Origin of the sequence: Inquilinus limosus DSM 16000 (assembly GCF_000423185.1) — a bacterium.
GTDB classification, from domain to species: domain Bacteria; phylum Pseudomonadota; class Alphaproteobacteria; order DSM-16000; family Inquilinaceae; genus Inquilinus; species Inquilinus limosus.
Genome location: NZ_AUHM01000002.1, coordinates 151,552 through 178,059 on the forward strand (window position 1 = coordinate 151,552; position 26,508 = coordinate 178,059).

A 26,508-nucleotide genomic window follows, 5' to 3' on the forward strand; every position below is an offset into this window, starting at 1 on the left:
GAATCCTTTCGGCCGCCCGTGCCGTCCGCACCGGCATGGGGGAGCGTGACATGACCAGCGTTTTCGACAATCCGGAAGGCCGTTTCCACGTCCTCGTCAACGACGACGGGCAGCATTCGTTGTGGCCGGCCTTCATCCCGGTCCCGGCCGGCTGGACCGCGGTGCTGCGCGACGCCGCCCGCCCCGACTGCCAGCATCACATCGACACCCATTGGACCGATCTGCGGCCGAGATCGCTGGCCGGCCGGTGACGGCCGCCGCGGGACGGGCCCCTTCATTCTGCGAGCGAGTTGAGCCATGGACAGCATCGATTTCGGCAGCGCTTCGCTGCCCCTGACGACGGCCCAGACGGGCATGTGGCTGGCGCAGAAGTTCATGCCCGAGATCGAGTTCAACCTCGCCGAGGCGATCGAGATCCATGGCCCGCTCGATCCCGGCCTGATGCAGGCGGCGCTGCGCCAGCTGACGCGGGAGGCCGAGGCGCTGCGCGTCCGCTTCATCGAGGACAGCAACGGCCCGCGGCAGCTGATCCGGCATGAATATGAGGGGGGCATTCCCTTCGTCGACTTCAGCGCCGAGCCGGACCCGCGGGAGGCCGCCGGCCGCTGGATGAAAGCGGATTACAGCCGGCCGCTGAACCCGCTGACCGACGAGCTGTGGTTCTCCGCCGTCCTGAAGATCGCCGACGATGCCTTCATCTGGTACCACCGCGTCCACCACCTGCTGATGGACGGCCTGTCCGGCGGGCTGTGCACCCGCCGCGTGGCGGAGCTCTACACCGCCATGGTCGAGGACCGCGCGCCGACGGACGAGACCGCCTTCGGCAGCCTCGCCGAGATCCTGGAGGAAGAGGCTGCCTATCGCGCCTCCGGCCGGTTCCTGCGCGACCGGGACTACTGGATGGAGCGCTTCGCCGACACGCCGTCGCCGATCACCCTGTCCCACCGCCGGCCGGGCGCCGGCAGCCTGCTGCGCGACCGATCCTTCATGGAACCCGGCATGGTGGCGTCCCTGCGGGCCCTGGCGCAATCCACGGGCGCGAGCCTGCCGCAGATCCTGATCGCCCTGACCACCGCCTATCTCTACCGCGTGACGGGGGCCGAGGACCTGATCGTCGGCCTCACCGTCACTGCGCGGGCCAATGCCCGGATGCGGCGCACCCCGTCGATGCTGGCCAACGCCGTGCCGCTGCGGCTGCGGATGGACCCGGCGCTGAGCGTGCAGGACGTGATCCGCCAGGTCGGCACCGAGGTCCGCCAGTGCCTGCGGCACCAGCAGTACCGCTACGAGGACCTGCGGCGCGACCTGAATCTGCTGCCGAACAACCAGCAGCTGTTCACCATGCTGGTCAACATCGAGCCCTTCGACTACGCCTTGCGCTTCGGCGGCCTGCCGATGACGCCGCAGAACCTGTCGAACGGGTCGACCAACAATCTCGGCGTGTTCATCTACGACCGCGGCGACGACAAGGGCCTGTGCATCGACCTGGACGCCAATTCGGCGCTGTACACGGCCGAGGAGCTGGCCGGCCACCGCGAGCAGCTGCTGCGCCTGGTGCGGGCGGTCCTCGCCGACCCGGGCCAGCCCATCGGCGGGATCGACATCCTGGCCCCGGAGGAGCGGCAGCGGCTGCTGGTGGACTGGAACCGGACCGACCACCCGGTGGCGCCGGACACGCTGACCGCGCTGCTCGACACCCAGGCCCGGACATCGCCGGAGGCGACCGCGCTGGTGTTCGAGCAGACCGAGCTGAGCTATGCGGAGCTCGACGCCCGCGCCAACCGGCTGGCCCGGCTGCTGGCCGCGCGCGGCGCCGGGCCGGAGCGGATCGTCGCCGTCGCGCTGCCGCGGTCGGTCGAGCTGGTCGTGGGGCTGCTCGCGATCCTCAAGACCGGCGCCGCCTATCTGCCGATCGACCCCGACTATCCGCAGGACCGGATCGCCTTCATGCTCGGCGACGCCCGGCCGGTGACGGTGGTGACCAGCCGGGACTCCGCCTGGGTGGTGCCGGACGACGCCGACCGCCTGGTGCTCGACGCGGCGGAGACGGAGGCCGAGCTGGCCGCGGCCGACCCGACCAGCCTCGAGGCCGGCGGGCTGGAGCCGCTGCACCCCGCCTATGTGATCTACACCTCGGGCTCGACCGGCCGGCCGAAGGGCGTGGCCGTGCCGCACGGCGCCATCGTCAACCGGCTGCGCTGGATGCAGGCCGAATACGGCCTGACGGCCGATGACCGGGTGCTGCAGAAGACGCCGTCCGGCTTCGACGTCTCGGTCTGGGAGTTCTTCTGGCCGCTGATCCAGGGCGCGACGCTGGTGGTCGCCAGGCCCGGTGGGCACCGCGACCCGGCCTACCTGGCCCGGCTGATCCGCGACGAGCGGATCACCACCATCCATTTCGTCCCCTCGATGCTGCGCGCCTTCCTGCAGGAGCCGGAGGCGGCCGGCTGCACCGGGCTGCGGCGCGTCTTCTGCAGCGGCGAGGCCCTGCCCGAGGACCTGCAGACCCGGTTCCACGCGACGCTGCCGGTCGTGCCGCTGCACAACCTGTACGGACCCACGGAGGCGGCGGTCGACGTGACCTATTGGGAGTGCCGCCGCGACGCCGCCCCCGGTCCGGTGCCGCTGGGCCGGCCGATCTGGAACACCCAGCTCTACGTGCTCGACCCCGGGCTGCAGCCGGTCCCGGTCGGGGTCAATGGCGAGCTGTACCTGGCCGGGGCCAACCTCGCCCGGGGCTACATCAACCGCTCGATGCTGACGGCCGAGCGGTTCGTGGCCAACCCGTATGGCCCGCCCGGCAGCCGGATGTACCGCACCGGCGACCTGGTGCGCTGGCGCCCGGACGGCACTCTCGACTTCCTCGGCCGGCTCGACCACCAGGTCAAGCTGCGCGGCTTCCGCATCGAGCTCGGCGAGATCGAGGCGGCGCTGGTCCGCGCCCCCGCCGTTACCCAGGCGGCGGTGATCGCCCGCGAGGACCGGCCGGGCGACCAGTATCTGGCCGCCTATGTGGTGCTGGAGACCGGCGCGGTCCTGGACCCGGCGGCGCTGCGGCAGGAGCTGGCGCGCCACCTGCCCGACTATATGGTGCCGGCCACCTTCACCGCGCTGGACGCCCTGCCGCTGACCCCGAGCGGCAAGCTGGACCGCAAGGCGCTGCCGGCGCCCGAGCGGCAGTCCTCCGCCGGCTACGTCGCGCCGCGGACGCCGACCGAGGCGACCCTGGCCGCGATCTGGGCCGAGACCTTCGGCCTCGAGCGGGTCGGCGTCGAGGACAACTTCTTCGAGCTCGGCGGCCATTCGATGCTCGTCGCGCAGCTGATCGGCCGGGTGAAGTCCACCTTCGCCGTCGATCTGCCGCTGTCGATGGTGTTCGAGGTCTCGACCATCGCCGGCCTGGCAGGAAAGATCGATCAGGCCCTCGGCGACGGCCTCGCCGCCGCCTCGCTCGACCTCGCCGCCGACGCCCGCCTCGACGACGGCATCCGGCCGCTGGCGGCGCTGCCGCCGGTCGAGTTCGAGCAGGCGTTCCTGACCGGCGCCACCGGCTTCGTCGGCAGCCAGATCCTCGCCACGCTGCTGCGCGACACCGACGCCCGCATCGTCTGCCTGGTCCGGGCGATGAGCCGGGGCGCGGCCCGCACCCGACTGCGCCGGACCCTGGCGGAGCGCGGCCTGTCCGAGCTGTGGGACGACCGCCGCATCGAGATCCTGATGGGCGATATGAGCGAGCCCGATCTCGGCCTCGACGAGCATGGCATCGCCGTCGTCCGCGAGGAGTGCGACGCCATCTTCCATTGCGGCGCGATGATCGACTTCATGCAGGGCTATTCCGCCCTCAAGGCGTCCAATGTCGAGGCGGTGCGCACGCTGATCGGCTGGACCGCGTCCGGCCGGCCGAAGGCCCTGCACTACGTCTCGACCCAGTCGGTGATCGACCCGGCCAGCGGCCCGGGCGTGGTGACCGAGACATCGGCGCTGGAGAGCTGGCGGGGGCTGGTCGGCGGCTACAGCCAGAGCAAATGGGTCGGCGACACGCTGGCCCGGCAGGCCCTGGCGCGCGGCCTGCCGGTGGCGGTGTACCGGCTGGGCACCATCACCGGCGACCGGATCTCCGCGATCTGCAACGACCGCGACATGATCTGGCGGATCGTGCGGGCCTCCGCCGGCCTTCGCGCCATCCCCGACATCCACCTGCCGATGACCCCGGCCGACGATATCGCCGACGCGATGCTGCGGCTGGCGCGCAGCGACAAGCCCTGGGGCGGCGTCTACCACCTGGTCAGCCAGGGCACCGTCCATCTGCGCGACATGGTGCCGATCTTCGCGCGGCTGGGGCTGCAGACCGAGCTGCTGCCGGTCGGGGCCTGGCTGGAGCGGGCGCAGCTGGCGCGGCTCGACGGCCGCGACCACGATCTCGCCACCGTGCTCTCGATCTTCGGCGAGTACGACACGTCGGTCACCCTGCCGACCTTGTCCTGCGACGCCACCCATGCGCGGCTGGAGCAGGTCGGCGGCACCATCCGGCCGATCGGGCCGGAGCTGATCGAGCGCTATCTGCGCAATCTGAAGATCGTGGAATCGGTCGAGGCCGCCGAAGCCTGGACGCCGGAGCCGACCCCCGTCGCCGCCGAGTGACATGCAGCAAGGCCGGGCGGCATGAGCGCCGCCCGGCGGAAGGACCCATCCGATATGGCCCGTTTCATCGTCGCCGCCACCGCCCTGCCGGGTCACGTCTCGCCGCTTCTCGGGATCGCGCATCATCTCGTCGGCCTCGGCCATGAGGTCGTCATGCACACCGCCAGCCCGTTCCGGGAGAAGGCGGAGGCGACCGGGGCGCGCTTCGTCCCGTTCCGCAGCGAGATCGACCTCGACTACCGCCGGGTCGACGAATATTTCCCGGAGTACCGCGAGACGAAGCCCGGGCCCGAGAAGATGATGTTCGGGCTGAAGCATTTCGTCTGCGATGCGATGCTGGGCCAGAAGGCCGGGCTGGAGGAGATCCTGAGCGGCTTCCCGGCCGACGCCATCGTGGCCGACACGGTCTTCGCCGGCACCATCCCGATGCTGCTGGGCCCGCGCGAGGCCCGGCCGGCGGTGGTCACGCTCGGCATCACCGCGCTGGCCGCCACCAGCGTCGACACCGCCTTCTTCGGCTCCGGAATGCCGCCCTCCTCGACCGCGGAGGGTCGGGCCCGCAACATCGCCATGCACCGGACCATGCAGGCCCTCTGCGCCGGCATGCAGCAGCAGTTCGACGACACGCTGGCCTCGATCGGCTGCCCGCCGCTGCCCGAATTCATGTTCGACAGCTTCATCATCCTGCCCGATTACTATCTGCAGCTGACCGGCGAATCCTTCGAGTATCCGCGCAGCGACCTGCCGGAGACGGTGCGGTTCGTCGGCCCCCTGCTGTCGCCGCCGACCAAGGCCTTCGACCCGCCCGGCTGGTGGAGCGAGCTGGACGGCAGGCGGCCGGTGGTGCTGGCCACCCAGGGCACGCTGGCGAACGAGGATTTCAGCCAGCTGATCGGCCCGACCCTGACCGGACTGGCCGGCGAGGACGCGCTGGTCATCGCCACCACCGGCGGCCCGCCGGTCGAGGCGATCCCGGTGCCGATCCCGGCGAATGCCCGCGCCGAGCGCTTCGTGCCCTATGACCGGCTGTTGCCCAAGGTCGACGTGTTCGTCACCAATGGCGGCTATGGCTCGGTCAACTATGCCCTCAGCCTCGGCGTCCCGATCGTGGTGGCGGGGGACACCGAGGAGAAGCCGGAGATCGCGGCCCGCGTGGCCTGGAGCGGGGCCGGCATCAATCTCGGCACCGGCCAGCCGCGGCCGGAACAGATCCGCGACTCGGTTCGCGCCGTCCTGTCCGACCCGCGCTACCGGCGCCGGGCCCAGGCGATGCAGGCCGATTTCGCCCGCCACGACGCCCGCCGCGAGATCGCCGCAATCCTGGAGGATCTGGTCCCTCGTCAGAAGCGCCGCGCCTTGGCCTGAGCGGGAGATCCGGTGATGAGTGGTGTTCGTCCCCGTTGGCGGTCCCGCCGGCTCGGCCTGTTGGCGCTGGCGGTGGTCGGCCTTTCGGTGGCGGCCGGCGGCTGGCGCATCCTGGCCTCGGACCGCCTCGACCGGCCCGCCGACGATCCCGCTGCCCCGGCCCCCGCCACGACCGTCGTCCGGGCGGAGATGCATGACGTGGTCGAGACCCTGGCCGTGACCGGCACGCTGGCGGCGCGCGAGGAGGTGCTGGTCGGCGCCGAGGTCGACGGCCTGCGCATCGTCACGATCGACGCCGATGTCGGCGACCGGGTCGCCGCCGGCCAGGTGCTGGCCCGGCTGGACCATGCCCAGCTGGACACCCAGCTGGCGCAGAGCGAGGCCAGCATCGCCAAGGCCGAGGCCGCGATCCAGCAGGCCCAGGCCTCGGTCGCCGAAGCCCAGGCCTCGGCGATCCAGTCCCAGGCCTCGCTGGAGCGGACGCAGACCTTGCGCGCCAACGGCAACGCCTCGGCCGAGCAGCTGCTGGCGCGGCAGACCGAGGTCAAGGTCGCCGAGGCCCGCATCGCCTCGGCCCAGGAGACCGCGCGCTCGGCCATGGCCGACAAGGCGCTGGCCCAGGCGCAGCGGGACGATGTCGCGCTGCGTATCGCCCGGGCCGAGATCAAGGCGCCGGTGGCGGGCGTGGTGTCGGAGCGGCAGGCCCGGATCGGCGCCGTGGTCGGCATGTCGAGCGCGCCCCTGTTCCGGCTGATCCGCAACGGCGAGGTCGAGTTCCTGGCCGAGGTGACCGAGACCGGCATGCCGCGGGTCGCGGTGGGCCAGCCGGTCGAGCTGCAGCTGACCGGCTTCGACCGGCCGGTGCGCGGCACGGTGCGGCTGGTCGATCCGACCGTCGACGCCACCAGCCGGCTCGGCCGAGTCGCCATCACCCTGCCGGACGAGCTCGGGCTGCGGCCCGGCGTCTTCGCCCAGGGCGCGATCGAGACCGGCCGCCGGCGGGCGCTGACCGTGCCGCTGTCGGCGGTGTTCTTCAGCACCGAGGGCGCCTATGTCCAGGCGGTCCGCGACACCGTGGTCGACCGCCGCCCGGTCGAAACCGGCTTCATCGGCGACGGACGGGTCGAGATCCGCCGCGGCCTGGCCGAAGGCGAGGCGGTGGTGCTGCGCGCCGGCAGCTTCCTGCGCTCCGGCGACCGCATCGCCCCGGTGCCGCCGCCGGTCGCCGCCGCGACGGCGGGGTAATCATGGCGCTGAACATCTCGGCCTGGTCGATCCGCAAGCCGATCCCGCCGCTGGTCCTGTTCGCGGTGCTGATCGTGCTCGGCTTCGTCAGCTTCCGGTCGCTGCCGGTCACCCAGATGCCGAACATCGACGTGCCGGTGGTGACCGTCACCATCGCCCAGGCCGGCGCCGCGCCGAGCGAGCTGGAGACCCAGGTGGCCCGGCCGGTCGAGGACGCGGTCGCCGGGCTGACCGGGGTCAAGCACGTCACCTCCGCCCTGTCCGACGGGGCCGCCGTCACCATGGTCGAGTTCGTGCTGGACACGCCGACCGACCGGGCGGTGAACGACGTGCGCGACGCCGTGTCCAAGATCCGCTCCACCCTGCCGCAGAGCATCGAGGAGCCGGTGATCCAGCGCATCGACGTCGCCGGGCTGCCGATCCTGACCTATGCCGCCTCGGTCCCGGGCATGAGCGTCGAGCAGCTGTCCTGGTTCGTCGACGACACGGTGGTGCGGGCGATGCAGGGCGTGCCCGGCATCGCCCAGGTCAAGCGCATCGGCGGCGTCGACCGCGAGATCCGGGTCGAGCTGAGGCCGGACCGGCTGGCGGCGCTGGGCATCACCGCGTCGGAGGTGAACGACCAGCTGCGCGCCAGCAACATCGACCTGGCCGGCGGCCGCGGCACGGTGGGCGTGCAGGAGCAGTCGATCCGCACCCTGGCCGGTGCGGCGACGGTCGAGGAGCTGGCGCAGCGCCGCATCGCCCTGCCCGGCGGCCGCCAGGCGCTGCTGCAGGACCTCGCCACTGTGACCGACGGCGGGGCCGAGCCGCGGAGCTTCGCCCGGGTCGACGGCAAGCCCGTGGTCGCCTTCAGCCTGTACCGGGCCAAGGGCTTCTCCGACGTCGTGGTGGCCGACGCCGCCCAGGCGCGGCTGCAGCAGCTGACGGCGGAGCATCCGGAGCTGTCGATCGCCGAGATCGACAACATCGTGCGCTACACCCGCGCCGATTACGACATGACCATGGAGACGCTGATCGAGGGCGCCATCCTGGCCGTCATCGTCGTCTTCCTGTTCCTGCGCGACATCAGGGCCACGATCATCTCCGCCCTCGCCATCCCGCTGTCGGTGCTGCCGACCTTCGCGGTGATGGAGGCCCTGGGCTTCTCGCTGAACTCGATCAGCCTGCTGGCGATCACGCTGGCGACCGGCATCCTGGTCGACGACGCCATCGTCGAGATCGAGAACATCGTCCGCCACATGCGCATGGGCAAATCGCCCTACCGCGCCGCGATCCAGGCGGCGGACGAGATCGGCCTGGCCGTGGTCGCCACCACCATGACCATCGTCGCGGTGTTCCTGCCGGTCAGCTTCATGGGCGGCATCGCCGGCCAGTACTTCAAGCAGTTCGGCATCACCGTCGCCGTCGCGGTCACCTTCTCGCTGCTGGTGGCGCGGCTGGTGACGCCGCTGATGGCGGCCTATCTGATGCGCGACCACGCGCATGAAGAGGAACGCGACGGCCGGGTGATGCGCGTCTATCTGCGGCTGCTGGACTGGTCGATCCGGCACCGCGGCCGCACCATCGCGGCGGGGCTCGGCATCTTCGTCGCCTCGGCCGCGCTGGCCAGCCTGTTCCCGACCGGCCTCCTGCCGAACAACGACATCTCCCGCTCCTCCCTCTCGATCGAGCTGCCGCCCGGATCGACGCTGGAGGACACCCAGGCGGTGGCCGACCGCCTGTCGGCCCTGCTCCGCGCCCAGCCGGAGGTGAAGAGCGTCTATGCCGTGGTCGGCGGCGACGGCGTGAATCCGCTCGACGTCGTCGGCGGCGAGGTGCGCAAGGCGACCATCGTCGCGACCCTGGTGCCGCGGGCCGAGCGCAGCCTGGACCAGAAGGCGTGGGAGAGCGCGATGCGGCCGAAGATCGCCGCCGAGCCCGACCTGCGCTTCAGCTTCAGCGCCAGCGGGGCGCGCGAATACACCCTTCTGCTCTCCGGCAATGATTCGGTGGAGCTGGTGCGGGCTTCGCTGGCGATCGAGCGCGAGATCCGCGAGCGCGTGCCGGTGCTGGCCAATGTCGTCTCCACCGCCGCGATCGACCGGCCGGAGATCCGCATCGTGCCCCGCCTGGCCGAGGCCGCAGCGCTGGGCGTGTCGGTGGCGCAGATCGCCGAGACGGTGCGGATCGCGACGCTCGGCGACACCTCCGCCAACCTCGCCAAGTTCTCCTCGGGAGACCGCCAGATCCCGATCCGGGTGCAGATCGCCGAGAATGCGCGCGGTCGCCTCGCCACCTTCGAGACCCTGCGGGTGCCGACCGCGACCGGCGGCAAGGTGCCGCTGACCTCGGTCGCCCATATCGGCTTCGGCGAGGGCGCCACCACAATCGACCGTTACGACCGCCAGCGCCGCGTCTCGATCGAGGGCGACCTGGTGGGCAAGACGCCGCTGGGCGAGGCGATGACCGCGGTGCTGGCGCTGCCCTCGGTCCGCAATCTGCCGCCCGGCGTCACCATCCGGCCCTTCGGCGACGCCGAGATCATGCAGGAGGTGTTCTCCGGCTTCACCCTGGCGATGGGCGCCGGAGTCCTGATGGTCTTCGCGGTGCTGGTGCTGCTGTTCGCCGACATCGCCCAGCCGGTCACCATCCTGGTGTCGCTGCCGCTGTCGATCGGCGGCGCCTTCCTGGCGCTGCTGGCCACCGGCTACCCGATCAGCCTGCCGGTGGTGATCGGCATCCTGATGCTGCTGGGCATCGTCACCAAGAACGCGATTCTCTTGGTCGATTTCGCGATCGAGGCGATCGCCGCCGGCGCCGGCCGTACCGAGGCGCTGATCGAGGCCGGGCGCAAGCGTGCCCGGCCGGTGGTGATGACCACGGTGGCGATGATCGCCGGCATGGTGCCCTCGGCCATCGGCTGGGGCGAAGGCGGCGCCTTCCGCTCGCCCATGGCCTCGGTGGTGATCGGCGGGCTGATCACCTCGACCGTGCTGAGCCTGGTGTTCGTGCCGGCGGTGTTCACCGTGCTGGACGACCTGAACCGCCTGTTCGGCCGCGTCTTCGGCCGCTTCGTCGGCGCCCGCGACGAGCCGGAGCCGGCCGCCCCGCCGGCGGAATAGGCCGACAAATCATACGAAGACGGTGAGACCCGATGACGTCGCTTGGAGCCGTGGTTGTCCTATTCCACCCGACGGCGGACCAGATCGCGCGGGTCGTCGAGCTGCGCAGGCACTGCGACCAGCTCGTCGTCGTGGACAACACACCGCAGCCCGACGACCGGCTGGCCGCATTGTTCGCGGAACACGACATCGCTCTGATTCATGAGGGGAACAGGAACGGCATCGCCGGAGCCCACAATCGCGGATTGGCGAGCCAGTTCGAGCGGGGCGCGGATGCGGTTGCCCTCATCGACCAGGACTCGGTCATGCCGGCGGCCTATTTCCCGGTCATGCGCGAGATCTGCGCGACGCTGGGTTCACAGCCCTTCATGGTGGGACCCCGGATCTTCGACGAAATCGTTCAAGCGTACCTGCCGGTGCTGGAGACCAACGGCATCACCGTACGGCAGATCGACATGCGCGAAGACGCCGGCATGCAGCGTTGTGCACTCCTGATATCCTCCGGCTGCGTGATCTCACGCGCCGCGTTTGCGAAGCTCGGCCCGTTCGACGAGACGCTCTTCATCGATCACGTCGACACCGAATACTGCTTCAGAGCGCACGCCCATGAGATCCCGCTATACGTCACCCCGGCACTGACGCTGTCTCATCGGATCGGGGATCTGCGTCGCCACAAGCTGGGCCCGTTCAAGACGGTGACGCTGAATCATCCCTGGCGCCGGCGCTATTACAACGCCCGCAACGCCGTTCAGCTTCTGTTGCGATACGGGAGGCGATATCCGGTCGTCTTCATGGTGAATCTGTTCACCTTGAGGGAGATCTTTTTCATCGCGTTGCTCGAGGAGGCCAAGCTCGCCAAGCTCACCGGCATCGTGATGGGAATCGTGGACGGGCTGTCCGGGCGCCTCGGGCCGATCGAGAAGACACGTCCGCGATTGGTCGCGCGCTTTGCACACGGGGCCGGTCGACGACAGCTCGAGCCGAGGCTGGGCCGCAGCGGGCGTGGTTAGATGCAGATGTCCAGCCCGCCTCCGCGCCGACCGGGCCGCGCCGCGGTCGCCTTCGTCTTCGTCACCATCCTGCTCGACACCCTCGCGCTCGGCGTGATGGTGCCGGTCCTGCCCAAGCTGATCGTCGAGTTCGAGGGCGGCGACATGGAGCGGGCGGCGTCGATCACCGGGCTGTTCGGCCTGGCCTGGGCGGCGATGCAGTTTCTGGCCTCGCCGGTGCTGGGCGCGCTGTCCGACCGGTTCGGGCGGCGGCCGGTGATCCTCCTGTCCAATCTCGGCCTCGGCCTCGACTACCTGCTGATGGCGCTGGCACCGAACCTGACCTGGCTGCTGGTCGGGCGGCTGGTCTCCGGCATCACCTCCGCCAGCGCCTCGACCGCCATCGCCTATGTCGCCGACGTGACGCCGCCGGAGCAGCGCGCCGCCAAGTTCGGACTGCTCGGCGCCGCCTTCGGCTTCGGCTTCATCGCCGGACCGGCGCTGGGCGGGCTCCTGGCCGGCATCGACCCCAGGCTGCCGTTCTGGGCCGCGGCGGCGCTCAGCCTCGCCAATGCCGCCTACGGCCTGCTGATCCTGCCGGAATCGCTGTCGCCGGAGCGGCGCGCCCGCTTCACCTGGAACGGGGCCAGCCCCTTCGGCGCCATGGCGCTGCTGCGCTCGTCCCCGGCGCTGCTCGGCCTCGCCGGCGCAACCTTGCTGATGTTCCTGGCACAAGAATCCATACCCAGCCTTTACGTGCTCTACGCCATCCAGCGTTACGGCTGGGACGACGCGGCGGTCGGGCTGTCGCTGGCGGCGGCCGGCGCCGGGTCGATGGTGGTGTCGGCGGCCCTGATCGGCCCGGCCGTGGCCCGGCTGGGCGAGCGCCGGGCGATGGCCGCGGGGCTGGTCTTCGGCGTTGCCGGCTTCGCCCTGTTCGCCCTGGCCCGGACCGGCTGGGTGTTCCTGGCGGCGATCCCGTTGCTCTCGCTGTGCGCCCTGACCGGGCCGGCGCTGCAGGCGCTGATGTCGCGCCGGGTCGGGGCGGACGAGCAGGGGCGGCTGCAGGGGGCGCTGGCGGGGCTGCGCGGCATCACCGGCATGATCGGCCCGGTGCTGTTCACCCAGAGCTTCGCGTTCGGCATCGCACCAACGGCGGGCCTGGATTCGCCCGGCCTGCCCTACGGGCTGGCGGCGGCGCTTCTGGCGTTGGCCCTGGTGCTGGCGTGGCGGATCACCCGGGTGGAAGGCGTCCGGTCGGACACGGAGCCGGCCCGGCCGCCGGCGGAATAGCGCGCCCGCCGTCGCAGGTTGGGTTCGCGAAAGCGAACCCAACATCGCGCAGCCGAGCCGGTGCTGGGTTCGCCAAGGCGAACCCAGCCTACGATTCACATCCGCAGGATCAGGTCTCGCGGGTCCCGGGCTGGGCGGTACGTCTCCAGCCCCACGTCGCGACGCTGGTAGTCGTTCAACCGCTCCACGGACATCGTGCGGGCGCGTCGCCGGCGCAGCGCCTCGACCAGGATCGAGAGGCGCAGCCACAGGCCGAGTCGCGGCACCGCTGCGCGCGGCTCGACCGGCGGCACCAACCGGAGATACGGCACCCTGTCCGGAGCGGGCGGGGTCATGACCCTGGTCCTTTCGTGAGCGGTGGGACGGCAACAAAAAACCCGCCGGGGAATCCGCGGCGGGTTCGGGTGAACGCGAGGGAGTCTGGACGATCCCGGGCCTAGGCCCTCTGAGCCACTCCTTCCCCAACGCGCAGCACGCCCGCCGCCGGCTGATGCCGGCGTCGCATGCGCAGCGATATGTTGAGGACAGCGTTCATGCCGGCAGGATCGGGGACGGCGACGGCGCCGTCAATGATCTTCGCCGCCGGCCGGCACGATTGCCCCGGGCCGGCGAGCCTGTCACCCCTCGCCGCCGGGCCGCTCGGCCAGGGCCCGGGCGTAGTTCGCCAGCGAGCGGTTGTAGCGCGGCAGGTGGCGGGCCAGGGCGGCGAGCGCAAGCGCCGCCGCCTCCCGCTCCCGCCCGGTGTCGGCCAGCGCCAGGGCCAGGAAGGCGGCGACCGCGTCGTCGAGCTCGTCGGAGCCGGCGTCCCGCTCGGCGATCAGCAGCGCCACGCTCTCCTCCGCCTGCCCCAGATTGCGCAGGGTGCTGGCGAGCTGGATCACCGCGCGGCGGCGCCGCAGGCCGGTGAGGCCGGCGGCCAGAGCCAGGCGATACAGCCCGGCCGCCTGCGCCTCGTGGCCGGTCGAATCATGGGCCGAGGCGCGTTCGAACAGCGCGGCCGCGTCGTCCGGCGGGCGTTCCGCCGCCAGAGCCTCGACCCGCGCGAGGAAGTCGGCCGGATCGAGCGAGTCGAAGGCGGCCCAGAGATCCGCCATCCGCCGGTCCCATTCCGCTTTACCGGTCATGCCCCCTCCGGCTCGCGCTGGGCCGGGATGTCGATGGTGAAGCGGGTGCCGGCGGGCCCGCTGTCGATGTCGATCGCGGCATCGAGCTGGCGCACCTGAGCCTGCAGCACCATCATGCCGAGACCGCCGTTCGACGGCAGCCTGCCCTCCGGCAGGCCGACGCCGTCATCGACCACCTCGAGACGCCAGCCGCCGCCGTCCCGCGGCCGGAAACGGATCTCCACCCGCCCTTCCCGGCGGCCCGGGAAGGCGTATTTCACGGCATTGGTGACCAGCTCGTTGACGATCAGCCCGAGCGGCACGATCCGCGACGGCGGCAGCTCGCCCGGCGCCGCCTCGACCACGATCGACTTGCCGCCATCCTCGGACAGAAGCGCCCGGGACAGGTCGTCGCACAGCCCGGTCAGGTACTCCTTCACCTCGACCCGGTCTACGTCGACATTGGCGTAGAGCCGGCGGTGGACGATGGCCAGGGCCTGGATCCGGTCGTTCGCCTCGGCCAGGGCATGCTTCGCCTCCGGGCTCTGCGCCCGCCGCGCCTGCAGCCCGAACAGGCTGGACAGGAGCTGGAAGCTGTTCATCACCCGGTGGTTGATCTCGCGCAGCAGCAGGTCCTTCTGCTTCAGGTTCTCCTCGATCCGGTCGGCCATGGCGTCGAAGGCGGTGGCGAGGCGGCCGAATTCATCGCTACCGTGGCGCAGCCGGACGCGGGCGTCGAGGCGGCCGCGCTGCCAGTCGCGGGTGGCGGCCACCAGCCGGTCGATCGGCCGCAGCAGGAACAGCCGGCCGCCGATGCCGGCGGCGGCGAGCGAGACCAGGAGGCCGGCGACGATCAGGGCGATGCCGCGCTGGGTGGCCGCGTCGATGGTGGCGAAGGCCGCCGCCCGGTCGATGCCGACCAGGACGAACAGGTCCAGCTCCTCCGACCGCATCGGCACATAGCCGTAGATCCGCATCGTGTCGTCGATCGCGCCGCTGGTGATCGAGCCCGCCTGCGGCGAGGCCAGGAGGTCGAGGAACTTGTTCGGCAGCTGCTTGCCGACCCAGGGCGTGTCCGGCCCCGGCAGGCGCGACATCACCACCCCGGCGCGGTCGGTGATCATGATCACCGCGTTCCGGGATTCGGTGTCTATGTTGATCGCCGCGGCCATGGCGTCGACGCTGAGCGCTGCCACCACCGCGCCCTGGAACGTGTCGCCGTCGAAGATCGGATAGGCGACGTGCAGCACCTTCTCACCGACCGCATCGGTGGTGGCGAAGCCGCCGACGGCGAAGCCGCGGATCTCCCGCGCGCGCTGGAAGAAGCCCTGATGGCCGACCGAGGTCGAGATCGCGGCGGTGTGGTTGGCGCCGCACAGCAGGTTGCCGTCGGCGTCGACCACGGCGATGGCGTTCAGGCTCGGCACCTCCGACCGCAGATCGTCCACCACCTCGGTGCAGCGGCCGCCCTGCCCCTGGCGGATCGCCGGCACCCGGGCCATGGCGGCGAGCAGCTGGCGGATCCCGTCGACGATGCGGAACTGCGCCCCGGCGGCGACATTGGCCAGGCGGATCGCATCGTCCTGGATCTCGTTGGTGCGGGCGATCCGCAGCGCGTATTCGTTGTAGCCCTGCAGCGCGATGCCCGGCGCGACGGCCAGGGCGACCAGCAGGAACAGGCGCGAGAGCAGGTTCATCGCGGCGGCAACCGGCGGCGGGAGGCGGCGCAGGCTGGAAACCTCGAGCTCATATCCTGCCCCGACGTCATCGCCCCCATCCTGACGCGGCCTCCGCGCGATTCCAACCCGCAACCCCGCCGCGCCGCCCTTGCCGCGACGGCGAAGCGGGGCCGCCGGCGCGTTCTACGACAGCGGCCTTGGAAAAGCCATCACCGGGCCGCAGATTGGTCACCGCCGGCTCTGGGAACAAACTGTCAGACGGCCCGTTTTTTCAACTGTGAAGTGCCCGGCTGCAACCGGTGCTTGAGCATGGAGACGAAGACGATGTTGAAACCCACCATGATCGTGCTCGCGGCCACGTTGGCGCTCGCGGCGTGCGGTCGCGACACGGGCGGCCGGGCCCTGTCGGGCGGCTTGCTCGGTGCCGGCGCCGGCGCCGGTATCTCGGCCCTCACCGGCGGCAACGCCGCCACGGGCGCGCTGATCGGTGGCGCCGTCGGCGCGGTCGGCGGCGCGGCGACGAGCTGCCGTGACATCAACCTCGGCGGCCGCTGCTGATTTCCGGGCTGCCGGAGCCTTCGGGCCGGTACCGGGCCCATTCGCCGGTATCGGCCCGCATAAAAGAGGCGCCGGAGTTTCCGTCGTCTCGTTTGATGCTATATCGGTCGGGGACAGAGTCACCTCTGTCCCCGTTCTGCTTTGTGGCGCGCCCATCCGCGCGATTCGACCCATCTAGGCGAGGAGAGACATGGCCACGCGGAACCTGGATCAGGAGCTCGACACCCTGCGCGCCGACCTCGGCAAGATCCGCGAGGATATCGCCGCGCTGACCCGCACGCTGGGCGATGCCGCGGCCGCCGAGGCCAAGGCCGGCGGCGCCCGGCTGAACCAGGCCGCGCATGCCGCCAAGGAGCGGGCGCAGCGTCTCGCCGACACGGCGCGGGCCCAGGGCGAGGAGGGCATCGCCGCGCTGGAGCAGCGGATCGAGCAGAATCCCATCACCAGCGTCCTCGTCGCCTTCGGCGTCGGTCTCGTCATCGGCAAGCTGCTGGACCGCTGAGGCCGGCGTGAAGACGGATCTCGGCGTTGCCCTGCTGGGGGCTCTCGCGGCCCGCCAGCGCCTCCGCCTCGGCCAGGCGCTGCGCCGGGCCTGCATCGCGGCGGCACTGTTCCTGGTCGCCCTGGTGCTGGCGGTGATCGCCCTGGCGATGCTGGCCTGGTCCGGCTTCTACCTGCTGCTGCCCGGGCTGGGCCCCGCCGGCGCCGCGCTGGTGATCGGGCTGATCGCGCTGGGCCTCGCCGCCGTCGCCGCCCTGATCGGCGTCCTGGCCGGCCGCCGGCGCCGCCGACGGCCCGCCCCCACGGCCGCCGGGGTCGGGCTGGAGGGCCTCGCCGCCGGACTCGGCCTCTCCGCCGCCAAGGCCGCGCCCAAGGCGGCCCTCGCGGCCCTGGTGATCGGCATCGCGGTCGGCGCCCTGCCCCTGCTGGGCGGTGGCCGACGGAGAGACTGACCCCGGGGCAGCTTGCCCCATGACCGCCGCTGCGTTTCGTCTATAATCCCGCCTCCGCCTCCTTTGGGGGCCCCGGCCCAGGGCGGGGAGGACGGCGGGTCCGGTATCCAGAACAACGCAAGGTCCAGACATGATCGACAGACGGACGGTGCTGACCGCGGGCGCCACGGCGGCCGCCTCGCTGCTGCTGGCGGGGCTGCCGCGACCGGCCGCGGCCCAGGCCGACGGAGCCGCGGCCTTCATCGACGGCATGGCCAAGCGCGCGATCGGCATCCTCCAGGCCGGTGGCGCCTCGACGGCGCAAGGCAAGGCCGAATTCACCCAGATCCTGAACCAGGGCTTCGATCTGCCGACGATCGGCCGCTTCGTGCTGGGCCGCTACTGGAACAGCGCCACGCCGGAACAGCGCCAGGAATATATGGACCTGTTCGAGCGGATGATCGTCGAGACCTATTCGCGCCGGTTCCAGAACTACCAGGGCGAGACCCTGGTGGTGAAGGGCACCCGGGCGGTGGGCAGCGGCAACGACACGCTGGTCGCGACCGAGATCCGGCAGAAGGACGGGCCGCCGATCCAGGTCGACTGGCGGGTGCGCCAGGCGGGCGGCGGCTACAAGGTGGTCGACGTCATCGTCGCCCGGGTCAGCATGAGCGTGACCCAGCGCGACGAGTTCGCCTCGGTGATCGCACAGAACGGCGGCAGCATCGACGGCCTGCTGCGCGCGATGCGCCAGCGGGCCGGCGGCTGATCCGCCGGAACCCTGACAGGGCCCGGCACCGTGGACGGGTGCCGGGCCCGACGAGGATGCGATGGCGGTATCGGACGGCGGCAGAGAGGTCGCGGACTGGCTGGTCGCAGAAGGCCGGCTGCTGACCGATCCGGTCGCGCTGGTCGACGCCTTCTGCCGCCGCCTGATCGCCGCCGGCCTGCCGCTGCAGCGCGTGCGGATCGGCCAGAGCATCACCCATCCGCTGCTGAGCGCCTGGGGCGTGGTGTGGACCGCGGCCAGGGGCGGCGAGGAGTACACCATCGACCGCAAGGTGCTGGCGACCAGCACCTTCGTCGGCAGCCCGTTCGAGGCGGTGATCCGCAGCCGCCAGCCGCTGCGCCGCCGCCTGGCCGGGCTGGGCCCGGACGACCACCGCGTGTTCCACGAGATCGCCGCCGGCGGCGGCACCGACTATGTCGCCGTGCCGATCGTCTACGGCAACGGGACGGTGCAGGTGGCCAGCTTCGTCACCGACCGGCCCGACGGTTTCGCCGCGGACGAGGTGGCGCTGATCGAAGGGCTGCGTCACCCCCTGGCGGCGGCGATGGAGCCGAACGCCATGCGCCGCTCCGCCGCCAGCCTGCTGCGCACCTATCTCGGCGTCGGCCCGGCCGACCGGGTGGCGGAGGGGGCGATCCGCCGCGGCGACGTCGTCGCCGTCGATGCGGCGATCCTGTTCGTCGACATGCGCGGCTTCACCGCCCTGTCCGAGCGCCTGACCTCGGCCGCGGTGCTGGCGGTGCTGGACCGCTATTTCGAGACCGTCGCCCAGGCGATCGTCGACCGCGGCGGCGACGTGCTGAAATTCCTCGGCGACGGCGTGCTGGCGATCTTCCCGGTCGAGCAGGCCGGCGGGGCGCCGGCCGCCTGCGAGGCCGCGGTCGGCGCGGTGCGGGCGATCCGCCAGGGACTGGCCGCCGGGCCCGAGCCCCTGCCCTTCGCCGCGGCGCTGCATCTCGGCCCGGTGCTGTACGGCAACATCGGCAGCCCGGACCGGCTGGACTTCACCGTGCTGGGCCCGGCGGTCAACCTGACCAGCCGGCTGGAAGGCCTGGCCAAGCAGCTCGACCGGCCCACGGTGTGCTCCGAGCCGTTCCGGGAGGCCTGGGGCGGGGCCGCCGAGCCACTCGGGTCGCACCCGATCCGCGGCCTGGCGGCACCGCAGCCGATCTTCGCGATCCGGGCCTGATCAGGCGGCGAGGCCGCGCACCAGCGCCTCGGACAGGCGGCGGGAGAAGGCGGCCGGGTCGGGCAGCGGCTCGCCCTCGACGATCCGGGCCTGGTCCAGCAGCAGGAAGGCGCAGTCCTCCAGCCCCGCATCCTTGGCCGCGGCGCGCTCCGCCAGCCGGCGGATCAGCGGATGGCCGGGGTTGATCTCGAGGATCCGCTTCGAGCCGGCGTCGACCCGCCGGTGCTGCTTCAGCAGCCGCTCCAGATGCAGGTCGGTGTCGCCCTCGTCGGCGACGAGGCAGACGGCGCTGTCGGTCAGGCGCTGCGAGGCGCGGACATCCTTGACCTGGTCGGCCAGGGCCAGCTTCAGCGCCGCCACCAGCTCGTCCAGCCCCTCGGCCTTCTCCTCCGGCCTCGGCGCCTCGGCCGGGGCCTCGATCTTCGACAGGTCGGCGCCGCCGCGGGTGACCGACTTGAACGGCTTGCCCTGGAACTCGCCGAGCGAGGGCACGGCGAACTCGTCGACCGGGTCGGTCAGCAGCAGCACCTCGACGTCGCGGGCGCGGAAACCCTCGAGCTGGGGCGAGCGGGCCAGCGCCGCCGCGTCGTCGCCGGTGATGTACCAGATCGCGTCCTGGCCCGGCCGCATCCGGCCGACATACTCCTCGAGGCTGACCAGGCCTTCGCCCCCCGTCTTCTCGCTTCGGGTGGAGCGGAAGCGCAGCAGCGGCAGCAGGGCGTCGCGCTGCTCGCGGTCCTCGTACACGCCCTCCTTCAGCACCGCGCCGAAGGCGGTCCAGAACTTGCCGTAGGCCTCCGCGTCGTCCTTGGCCTTGCGGCCGAGCTCGGCCAGCACCTTCTTGGTCACGCCCTGCCGGATCTTGCCGACCATCGGGTTCGACTGCAGCATCTCGCGGCTGACGTTGAGCGGCAGGTCCTCGCTGTCGATCACGCCGCGCAGGAAGCGCAGATAGGGCGGGATCAGGCCTTCCGCCGCCTCGGTGACGAACACCCGGCGGACATAGAGCTTGACCCGGTGCTTGCGCTCCGGCTCCCACAGGTCGAAGGGCTGGCTCGACGGCACGAACAGCAGCGAGCTGTACTCGATCGCCCCTTCCGCCTTCCAATGCACGGTCAGCCACGGCTCGTCGAAGGCATGGGCGACGTGGCGGTAGAACTCCTTGTACTCCTCCGCCGTGATCTCGGCCTTGGGCCGGGTCCACAGCGCCGAGGCGCGGTTCAGCGTCTCGGCCTTGCCGTCCTCGCCCAGGAGCACGATCGGGATGGCGATGTGGTCGGAATGCGCCTTGACGATCTGGCGCAGGCGCAGCGGCGACAGGAACTCGTCCTCGCCCTCCGACAGGTGCAGCACGATCCGGGTGCCGCGGGCCACGTCCTCGGCCTGGCCGACGGTGAAGGCGCCCTTGCCGTCGGAGACCCAGCGCCAGCCCTGCTCCTCCCCCGCCTTGCGCGAGAACACCTCGACCTCGCGCGCGACCATGAAGGCCGAGTAGAAGCCGACGCCGAACTGGCCGATCAGCCCGACATCCTTCTTGGCGTCGCCCGACAACGTGTCGAGGAAGGCGCGGGTGCCGGAGCGGGCGATGGTGCCGAGATTGCCGACCAGTTCCTCCCGCCCCATGCCGATGCCGTTGTCGGCGACCGTGAGGGTGCGGGCCTGGGGATCGGCGGACAGGGCGATGCGGTACTCGGCATCGCCGGCCGTGAGCTCCGGCGCCGTGATCGCGGCATAGCGCAGCCGGTCGCAGGCGTCCGACGCATTCGAGATCAGCTCGCGGAGGAACACCTCCTTATGGCTGTAGAGGGAATGCGCGACGATATCGAGAAGGCGGCTGACTTCGGCCTGGAAGGTCAGGGTTTCGTCGGTCTTCTGCTGGTCCATCTCGGGGTCCGGGGTGCTTCTTCGTGGCTGCCGCCGGATATGGGCAAATCGACCGCAACCCGCAACCCCCGCCCCGGGCAGCCCTCTCCTGCGCCCGCGGCCCGCGCTACTTCGGCATCAGGGTGGTGAGATCCGTGCCGTTGATCAGCATCCGGCCTTGCGGGTCGACCACGAGGTCGTAGTCGCGCGCCGCCTGCCCCTCCGCGGTCTTCGCCTCGCGCCCCAGCATCTGGAAGACGGTGAAACCGGCGGCCGCCTCCGCTTCGGCCTGGGACTGCAGAAACTTGACGAACTCGTCCAGCCCGGCGACCTGGAGCTTCGCCTGCGCCGTGACGCCGAAGGCCGCCTTCGCGTCCACCGCGCCGCCGCCGCCCAGATCGATCGCCCCCTTCGGGGCGGAGATGCGGAAGCTGCCGATCGACAGGCTGACGCCGGAGGAGAGCAGCCGGGCGGAGATCTGCTGCAACGTTTCGGCGAAGACGAGATCGCCGCCAGACTGCAGCGGATCGTCCCCCTGCAGCGCGTCGGCCTGGATGGCCCGCTCGATGCCGTCCCAGAACAGCGCCTGGATCGAGCGGCTGGGGACGTCCTTCAGCGCGATGTCGATCCTGGCCTGCCGCGGCACCCAGCCGGCGAAGGGCAGCGACGGGTCGAGCGCCAGGTCGTCCAACGCCAGACGCAGCCCGTAGCCGGCCTCGTCGCCGTCCAGCCCCGAATAGGTCTCGCCGTAGGAGATGCCGGCGAGCGTGAGATTCGCCTCCGGCGACCGCATGCGGAGGTCGCTCAGGCTGATCTCGGTCTCGTAGCGGGACAGCGCGGCGATCGTCGTCCGGAGACGGCCGAGCCAGGGGGACAGCTCCTCCTGCGGCGGGTCTTGGTCCCCATGCTTCGCCAGCATCGCCTCGAAGCCGCCGATCACGTCGATCAGGCCGGCGACGTCGATGCCGTCGGCCGACACGCGGTACCGGGCCTTGGCCAGATCGAAATGCGTTTCCGTCGGCGTTTCGCCGCCGTTCTCGGTCAGGGCGAAGGACACCCCGTCGAAATCGAGGGCGAGGGCCGCCCCGGCGGTCGGCGCGCCGGCAACGGGGTCGAGCGTGCCCGACAGCCGCACCCGGTCGATCGTGAGGGCTCCCGGCTCCTCGACCGTTCCGCCCGACACATCCGCGACCTCGAGGCCCCGGAGATCCAAGGTCACGTCGCCGCCGAGGCCGCGGCCGGGGGCGGCGCGGTCGAACCCGCGATAGCCGCCGGCGACGGTCAGCGAATCGAAGCCGGCCGTGGTGTCGCCCCCGCCGCCGCGCAGATCGGTCAGGACCAGCTCGCTCCGCGATGTCTCTCCCGCCAGCGCCAGAGCCTGGCGCATCAGCGTGTCCAGCTTACGGTCGCCGTTCGGCGGGGACGGCGCCTTCGGATCGCGCCGGGCCGCGTCGAGAGCGAAGGCGATCAGCCGCCACACTCGGTCGCGCAGCGCCGCGACGTCGACATCCTCCAGCCGCCCGCCATAGCGCAGACGGCCGAGGGTGACGTCGTCGCCCGCCGCCGGATCGCCGGCCGAAATGCCTTCCACCTCGACCTGCATGTCGATGTCCTGGCGCGGCGAGCCGGGACGCGGCGTGGTGGCGCTGGTCAGCCGCAACCGGTCGATGGCGAGGAGGGTCTCGCCGCCCTTCGTCACCGTCACGCCGTCGGACCGGTCGGTGGAGGCGGTCAGCAGCGACGCGGCGAGGTCCAGGGTCAGTTCGGCGCTGCGGGCGCGGCTGGTGACCGTCACCGGCGGCTCGCCGCCGCTCGGCCGGATCTCGCAGCGGGGGGGCGTGTCTCCACGCAGCCGATAGGCCGTCCCCTCCCCCGCCACGGCGGTGTAGCGGTCGCCGTCGCAGCGGATCCGGACCACGCGCTTGCGGCCGTCGACATCGTCGCGCAGCACCAGCGACAGGGCCGGGCCGGTGATGCGGTAGTCCGCCCCGGCCGGCTCGACCGTCCAACCGCCCTCGAAGATCGGCTCCCCCAGCCCGGCCGTCGCCAGGGTCGGGGTCAGGATCGCGGTCAGCCCTTTCTGCAGGGCCGCGGCGCCTTCCGGAGTGGCCTGGGCGAACAGCGGGCCGGCGGCCAGAACGGATGCGGCACCGAGCAGGGCCGAAGCGAGACAGCGCATGGAATTCTCGTGTTGAAGCCGCCACTGCACAGGCGCTCACGCAGGTGAGCAGGGATACTTCGCCTTCAGCCGCGGAACCAGCACCTGAGCGACACTCTTGTCGCCGATTTCCTGACGCGGCAGGGTCAGGAGATCGGCGATAACGTCCTTATATGCTTCCGGCGGCGGGCAAATGGCGCCTGAACCAGCCAACCCCTGAACGAAGCCCTCGGTGAAAGCCGCGCAGCCAAGGCTGGAGTTCGCGGCGTTCCGGGTGGAGCACATCGCAAAGAGCGGCCCCGCCTTCAGCTCCTCGGCACCGGAAGACTGCGGCATGACGAGAAGGGCCGCGATGCTCGGCAAAACCAGGGCTCTCACCTTCATCGCCTCCATCCTCGTCTCAGGGAACGGTGACGTCTCGCGGCTACTGCTTCGGCGCGATCGCGGCCAGGTCGGTGCCGTTGACCAGGATCTTGCCGGCGTCGTCGACGACGATGTCGTAGTCGCGCGCCGGGCGGCCGTCATCGGTCGTGGCCTGGCGCCCCATCACCTGCGCCATGGTCAGGCCGGCCGCGGCCTGGTCGCCGTCCGGCAGACCCTGCACGAACTTGATCAGCCCGTCGAGATTGGTGATGCGGAGGTCGAGATCGGCGGTCACGCCGTGCGCCGCCGCGTCGGCGCCCTGCACCGAGCCGCCGAGATCGATCGCCGCCTCGGGCGCGGTGATGCGGAAGGCGGTAACGTCGAGCCGGCTGCCGGCGCGGCGCAGGATGCCGGCCAGCTCCATCATCGACTGGGCCATGCGCTGCTCCGCCTCGGCCGGCTTCTCCATCTGCTCGGTCGAGGCCTCCATCATCGCCATGTAGGCCGTCCCGACCTCCGCCCAGGGGATGCCGCTGGCGTTCAGCCGGATGGTGGTGTCGGTTGGGATCCACTCGACAAAGGGCGGCTTCGGCGCCAGGGCCAGCCCGGCCATCTCCATCTCCAGCGCACCGGTGCCCTTCGGGCCGGGCGCGCCGTCGTAGCCCTCCGAGAAGCGCACCCGGTCGATCGTCACCTGCACGTCCGGCGCCTTCACCCGCAGATCGGTGAAGGTGCCGGCGAACTCGCCGGCGGGGCCGTAGGACTCCATCATGCGCTTCATGGGGTCCATCAGCTTCTGCATCATCTCGGGCGGCATGGCGTCGGCCGGCTTCGGGCCGCCCGGCGCCCCGCCGGTCTCGGCCATCGATTCGATCATCTCGGCATAGACGTCGAGCACCTCGCCGGTGGTGGCCATGACCTGCCGCACATCCATGCCCTTCATGGTGGCGTCATAGGCGGCGTGACCCAGCGTGAAGCGCTCGACCCCGGTCTCGTCGAAGGCGCCGAGGCCGCTGGCCTCCATCTTGAAGGCGACGTCGTGGCGGGACGGGTCGGCGGCCGGATCGATCCGGCTGGACCCGGAGACCCGGTCGATCGTCACCTTGCCGGCCTCACCCTCCTGCCCGATGGCGACGCCTTCGACCCGCATCTCGCTTTCGGTGAACAGCTTCTGGTCGAGATCGACCACGAAATGCGCCTGCAGGGCCCGGCTGGTCAGGGTGACCCTGGGCTCGCCCTCCGGCTCGGCGACGCAGTTCATCGGCTGGCTGCTCTCCAGCCGCCAGGTCGCGGCGCCGGTCGAAACGGCGTTGTAGGTCTGCGCGTCGCAGCGCAGCGCCACCGATTTCGGCCCCTTCTCCTGCGAGCCCTTCAGCCGCAGGTCGATGCCGGGGAACTCCACCGTGTAGCCGGCGCCGGACGGCTCGACCGTGACGGGTCCGGTGAACAGCGGCTGCTGCTGAACCTGGATGCCCAGGATCGGCTTCAGCATCTCGTTCAGCCCGTCGCGCAGCGCCGCCGCGCCGTCCGCGGTCGACTGGGCCAGGGCGCCGCCGGCGAGCCAGAGCGGGGCCGAGCCCAGAAGGATGCAGATCGACCGTGTCATGCTTGCCTCCCCAATGCGAGTTCGCCGGTCCGTCAGCGCATGCCGAGCAGCGGCTTGAGGTCGGTCCCGTTCAGCAGGATCTCGCCCGTGCCCTTGATCTCGAGCTTGTAGGTGCGGACCGGCTTGCCGTCGACCTCCTCCTGCGCGCCCATGGTCTGCAGCACGGTCAGCCCCTGCACCATCTCCTGCCCGTCCGGCATGGTCTTGGCGGCCTCCAGCGCCTGCTCGAGGCCGGTGACCACCAGCCGGGCGTCGCCGGTCATCATCAGCGGCGCCTTCGCGTTCGGCCGCAGCGTGCCGGTCAGGTCGAAGCTGGTCAGCGGCGACGCGGCCTTGAAGGAGCGGATCTCGACCGCCCCGTTGCTGTTCAGCACCGCCTGCTGCAGCTGCGCGCCGGCGATCTCCGCCGCCTGGTCGGGGCCGAGCGTGGCCGAGCTGTCGAGCATCCCGGTCAGCGCCTGCAGCAGCGCCTGGTTCGGCAGGTTGGTCAGCGCCAGGTCGACGGTCGCGCTCTGCGGGATGAACTGCCCGAACTGCGGCAGCGGGTCGATGCCGAGCTGGGCCAGGTCGAAGGTGATGCGGAAGGTCGAGGCGTCCTGGGCCAGGCCGGCGATGCCGGCGCCGAAGCCGGCGGAGGCGACCGTCACCTTGTTGACCTCGCCGTCGCCCGGCGTGACCTCGAGCCCCTTCAGCCCGTAGGTGAAGCCGAAATCGTCGAACAGCTTCGGGGTGGCGCCGAAGATGCGGCCGAGCTCGGCCAGGAATTCCTTCGGCATCTGCCCGTCGGGCTGGGGCGGGTAGCGCTTCTGCAGCTCCGTCAGCGCGTCGCTGAAGGCGCGCAGCGCCGCCATGTTCGCCGCCGTCGCCTTGCCTTCCACCGTGGCGCCGTCGAAGTGGAGGAGCTGCGCCCCGGTGTCGTCGGTGAAGGCGATGTCGGAGAGCGTCACCGTGCCGGTGCTGTCATAGGTGTCGCGGCCGACCTCGTGGCTGTCGCCGACCAGCGCGACCTCGCCGATCCGGAACGCGCCCTTCGCCTCGTCCGGGTTCAGCGACCGGGCGGTGACCTGGCCCAGCTTGCCGTCCAGCGACATGAAGGCGTGGTACTGCGGGGCGAAGACGCCGCGCAGCGACTGCGTCCCGATCGCCACCTCCAGCCCCTTGTCGTCGCCCTTGGCCGGGACGAGACGGTAGGCGGAGGGGATGGTCGCGACCGTGTCCAGCCAGCCATTGGCCAGCGGCGTCAGCGTCAGCTCGATCGGATCGAGGGCGAGGCTGGCGGGGTCGCCCTCGAAAGCGAACACGACCTCGGCCTTCGGGATCACCGCCTTGTAGGAATCACCTTGCGGATCGACCGTGATCGGCCCCTGGAAGTTGACCACGACCGACTTGTCCGGCGTGGTCAGGTGGCTGGCGATCCAGTCCTTGAGGCCGAGCCGGATCTTCTCGGCACCGTCCGCCGTCGCCTGCGCCTGAGCGGCGGCCGGCAAAAGGACCCAGGCGGCGACGCCGGCGGCAAACAGGGAAAGCGAACGCATCTCTATAATTCTCCGTCTATCCGGGCGGAGGCCCTGGCAGTTGCCGGCTGCGACCAAAGCGGCCGCCCGCGCCGCCGGCGGGCGGCAGTCTTGCA

Annotated in this window: 20 protein-coding genes; 12 read left to right on the forward strand and 8 right to left on the reverse strand. The window is 71.3% G+C overall.

Annotation, left to right across the window (positions count from 1 at the left end; all coding sequences use genetic code 11):
* Window positions 1-50: 50 nt before the first annotated feature.
* The 7 genes from G537_RS0104655 to G537_RS36480 are packed head-to-tail and all read left to right on the forward strand — an operon-like array spanning window position 51 to window position 12,637.
* Window positions 51-251: an MbtH family protein gene (locus G537_RS0104655; protein ID WP_026869104.1), complete on the forward strand. Its 201-nt coding sequence runs from the start codon at window positions 51-53 to the stop codon at window positions 249-251.
* 46 nt (window positions 252-297) lie between these two features.
* Window positions 298-4,641, forward strand: a complete 4,344-nt coding sequence (locus tag G537_RS0104660; protein WP_026869105.1) for a non-ribosomal peptide synthetase — start codon at window positions 298-300, stop codon at window positions 4,639-4,641.
* Window positions 4,642-4,695: 54 nt separating this feature from the next.
* The gene (locus tag G537_RS0104665; protein ID WP_026869106.1) at window positions 4,696-6,006 is read left to right on the forward strand and encodes a glycosyltransferase; all 1,311 of its coding nucleotides are present in this window, start codon (window positions 4,696-4,698) and stop codon (window positions 6,004-6,006) included.
* A 15-nt stretch (window positions 6,007-6,021) separates the two neighbouring features.
* Entirely contained in the window at window positions 6,022-7,251 is a 1,230-nt protein-coding gene (locus G537_RS0104670) for an efflux RND transporter periplasmic adaptor subunit (RefSeq protein ID WP_026869107.1), read from the forward strand.
* Between the two features lie 2 nt (window positions 7,252-7,253).
* Complete coding sequence (locus tag G537_RS0104675; RefSeq protein ID WP_026869108.1) at window positions 7,254-10,355, forward strand: efflux RND transporter permease subunit; 3,102 nt, start codon at window positions 7,254-7,256, stop codon at window positions 10,353-10,355.
* 32 nt (window positions 10,356-10,387) lie between these two features.
* Window positions 10,388-11,365: a glycosyltransferase family 2 protein gene (locus G537_RS36475; protein ID WP_064742075.1), complete on the forward strand. Its 978-nt coding sequence runs from the start codon at window positions 10,388-10,390 to the stop codon at window positions 11,363-11,365.
* A gap of 6 nt (window positions 11,366-11,371) precedes the next feature.
* On the forward strand, window positions 11,372-12,637 hold the full coding sequence (locus tag G537_RS36480) for a TCR/Tet family MFS transporter (RefSeq protein WP_245578921.1): 1,266 nt from the start codon (window positions 11,372-11,374) through the stop codon (window positions 12,635-12,637).
* 95 nt (window positions 12,638-12,732) lie between these two features.
* On the opposite strand, the gene G537_RS0104690 is transcribed toward G537_RS36480, so the two are convergent.
* The 3 genes from G537_RS0104690 to G537_RS0104700 form a co-directional block, all read right to left on the reverse strand.
* Window positions 12,733-12,972, reverse strand: coding sequence for a hypothetical protein (locus G537_RS0104690; RefSeq protein WP_026869109.1), 240 nt, complete (start codon window positions 12,970-12,972; stop codon window positions 12,733-12,735).
* A 282-nt stretch (window positions 12,973-13,254) separates the two neighbouring features.
* Window positions 13,255-13,761 (reverse strand): tetratricopeptide repeat protein, encoded by a 507-nt coding sequence (locus G537_RS0104695; protein ID WP_026869110.1) that lies wholly within the window; start codon window positions 13,759-13,761, stop codon window positions 13,255-13,257.
* Complete coding sequence (locus G537_RS0104700) at window positions 13,758-15,437, reverse strand: sensor histidine kinase (RefSeq protein WP_026869111.1); 1,680 nt, start codon at window positions 15,435-15,437, stop codon at window positions 13,758-13,760. Before G537_RS0104700 ends, G537_RS0104695 begins: the two co-directional genes overlap by 4 nt.
* A gap of 291 nt (window positions 15,438-15,728) precedes the next feature.
* Between G537_RS0104700 and G537_RS0104705 the strand changes: the two genes are divergently transcribed.
* The 5 genes from G537_RS0104705 (at window position 15,729) to G537_RS0104725 (ending at window position 18,888) form a co-directional block, all read left to right on the forward strand.
* A complete protein-coding gene (locus G537_RS0104705; protein WP_026869112.1) occupies window positions 15,729-15,977 on the forward strand; it encodes a hypothetical protein in 249 nt (82 codons plus the stop codon).
* 190 nt (window positions 15,978-16,167) lie between these two features.
* The gene (locus tag G537_RS41900) at window positions 16,168-16,479 is read left to right on the forward strand and encodes an ElaB/YgaM/YqjD family protein (RefSeq protein ID WP_026869113.1); all 312 of its coding nucleotides are present in this window, start codon (window positions 16,168-16,170) and stop codon (window positions 16,477-16,479) included.
* A gap of 7 nt (window positions 16,480-16,486) precedes the next feature.
* Window positions 16,487-16,930 carry a hypothetical protein gene (locus G537_RS0104715; protein ID WP_026869114.1) on the forward strand — a complete coding sequence of 148 codons (444 nt, stop codon included), beginning with the start codon at window positions 16,487-16,489 and terminating at the stop codon, window positions 16,928-16,930.
* A 130-nt stretch (window positions 16,931-17,060) separates the two neighbouring features.
* On the forward strand, window positions 17,061-17,678 hold the full coding sequence (locus tag G537_RS0104720) for an MlaC/ttg2D family ABC transporter substrate-binding protein (protein WP_026869115.1): 618 nt from the start codon (window positions 17,061-17,063) through the stop codon (window positions 17,676-17,678).
* A 61-nt stretch (window positions 17,679-17,739) separates the two neighbouring features.
* Window positions 17,740-18,888, forward strand: coding sequence for an adenylate/guanylate cyclase domain-containing protein (locus tag G537_RS0104725; RefSeq protein WP_026869116.1), 1,149 nt, complete (start codon window positions 17,740-17,742; stop codon window positions 18,886-18,888).
* On the opposite strand, the gene htpG is transcribed toward G537_RS0104725, so the two are convergent.
* The 5 genes from htpG to G537_RS0104750 all read right to left on the reverse strand — a co-directional run bounded on the left by htpG (window position 18,889) and on the right by G537_RS0104750 (window position 26,413).
* Window positions 18,889-20,772, reverse strand: coding sequence for a molecular chaperone HtpG (htpG, locus tag G537_RS0104730; RefSeq protein WP_026869117.1), 1,884 nt, complete (start codon window positions 20,770-20,772; stop codon window positions 18,889-18,891). It abuts the gene before it with no gap.
* A 106-nt stretch (window positions 20,773-20,878) separates the two neighbouring features.
* A complete protein-coding gene (locus G537_RS0104735) occupies window positions 20,879-22,930 on the reverse strand; it encodes a hypothetical protein (protein WP_026869118.1) in 2,052 nt (683 codons plus the stop codon).
* Window positions 22,931-22,966: 36 nt separating this feature from the next.
* On the reverse strand, window positions 22,967-23,302 hold the full coding sequence (locus G537_RS0104740; RefSeq protein WP_026869119.1) for a hypothetical protein: 336 nt from the start codon (window positions 23,300-23,302) through the stop codon (window positions 22,967-22,969).
* Window positions 23,303-23,333: 31 nt separating this feature from the next.
* A complete protein-coding gene (locus tag G537_RS0104745) occupies window positions 23,334-24,878 on the reverse strand; it encodes a hypothetical protein (RefSeq protein WP_026869120.1) in 1,545 nt (514 codons plus the stop codon).
* A 32-nt stretch (window positions 24,879-24,910) separates the two neighbouring features.
* A complete protein-coding gene (locus G537_RS0104750) occupies window positions 24,911-26,413 on the reverse strand; it encodes a hypothetical protein (protein WP_026869121.1) in 1,503 nt (500 codons plus the stop codon).
* Window positions 26,414-26,508 lie beyond the last annotated feature (95 nt).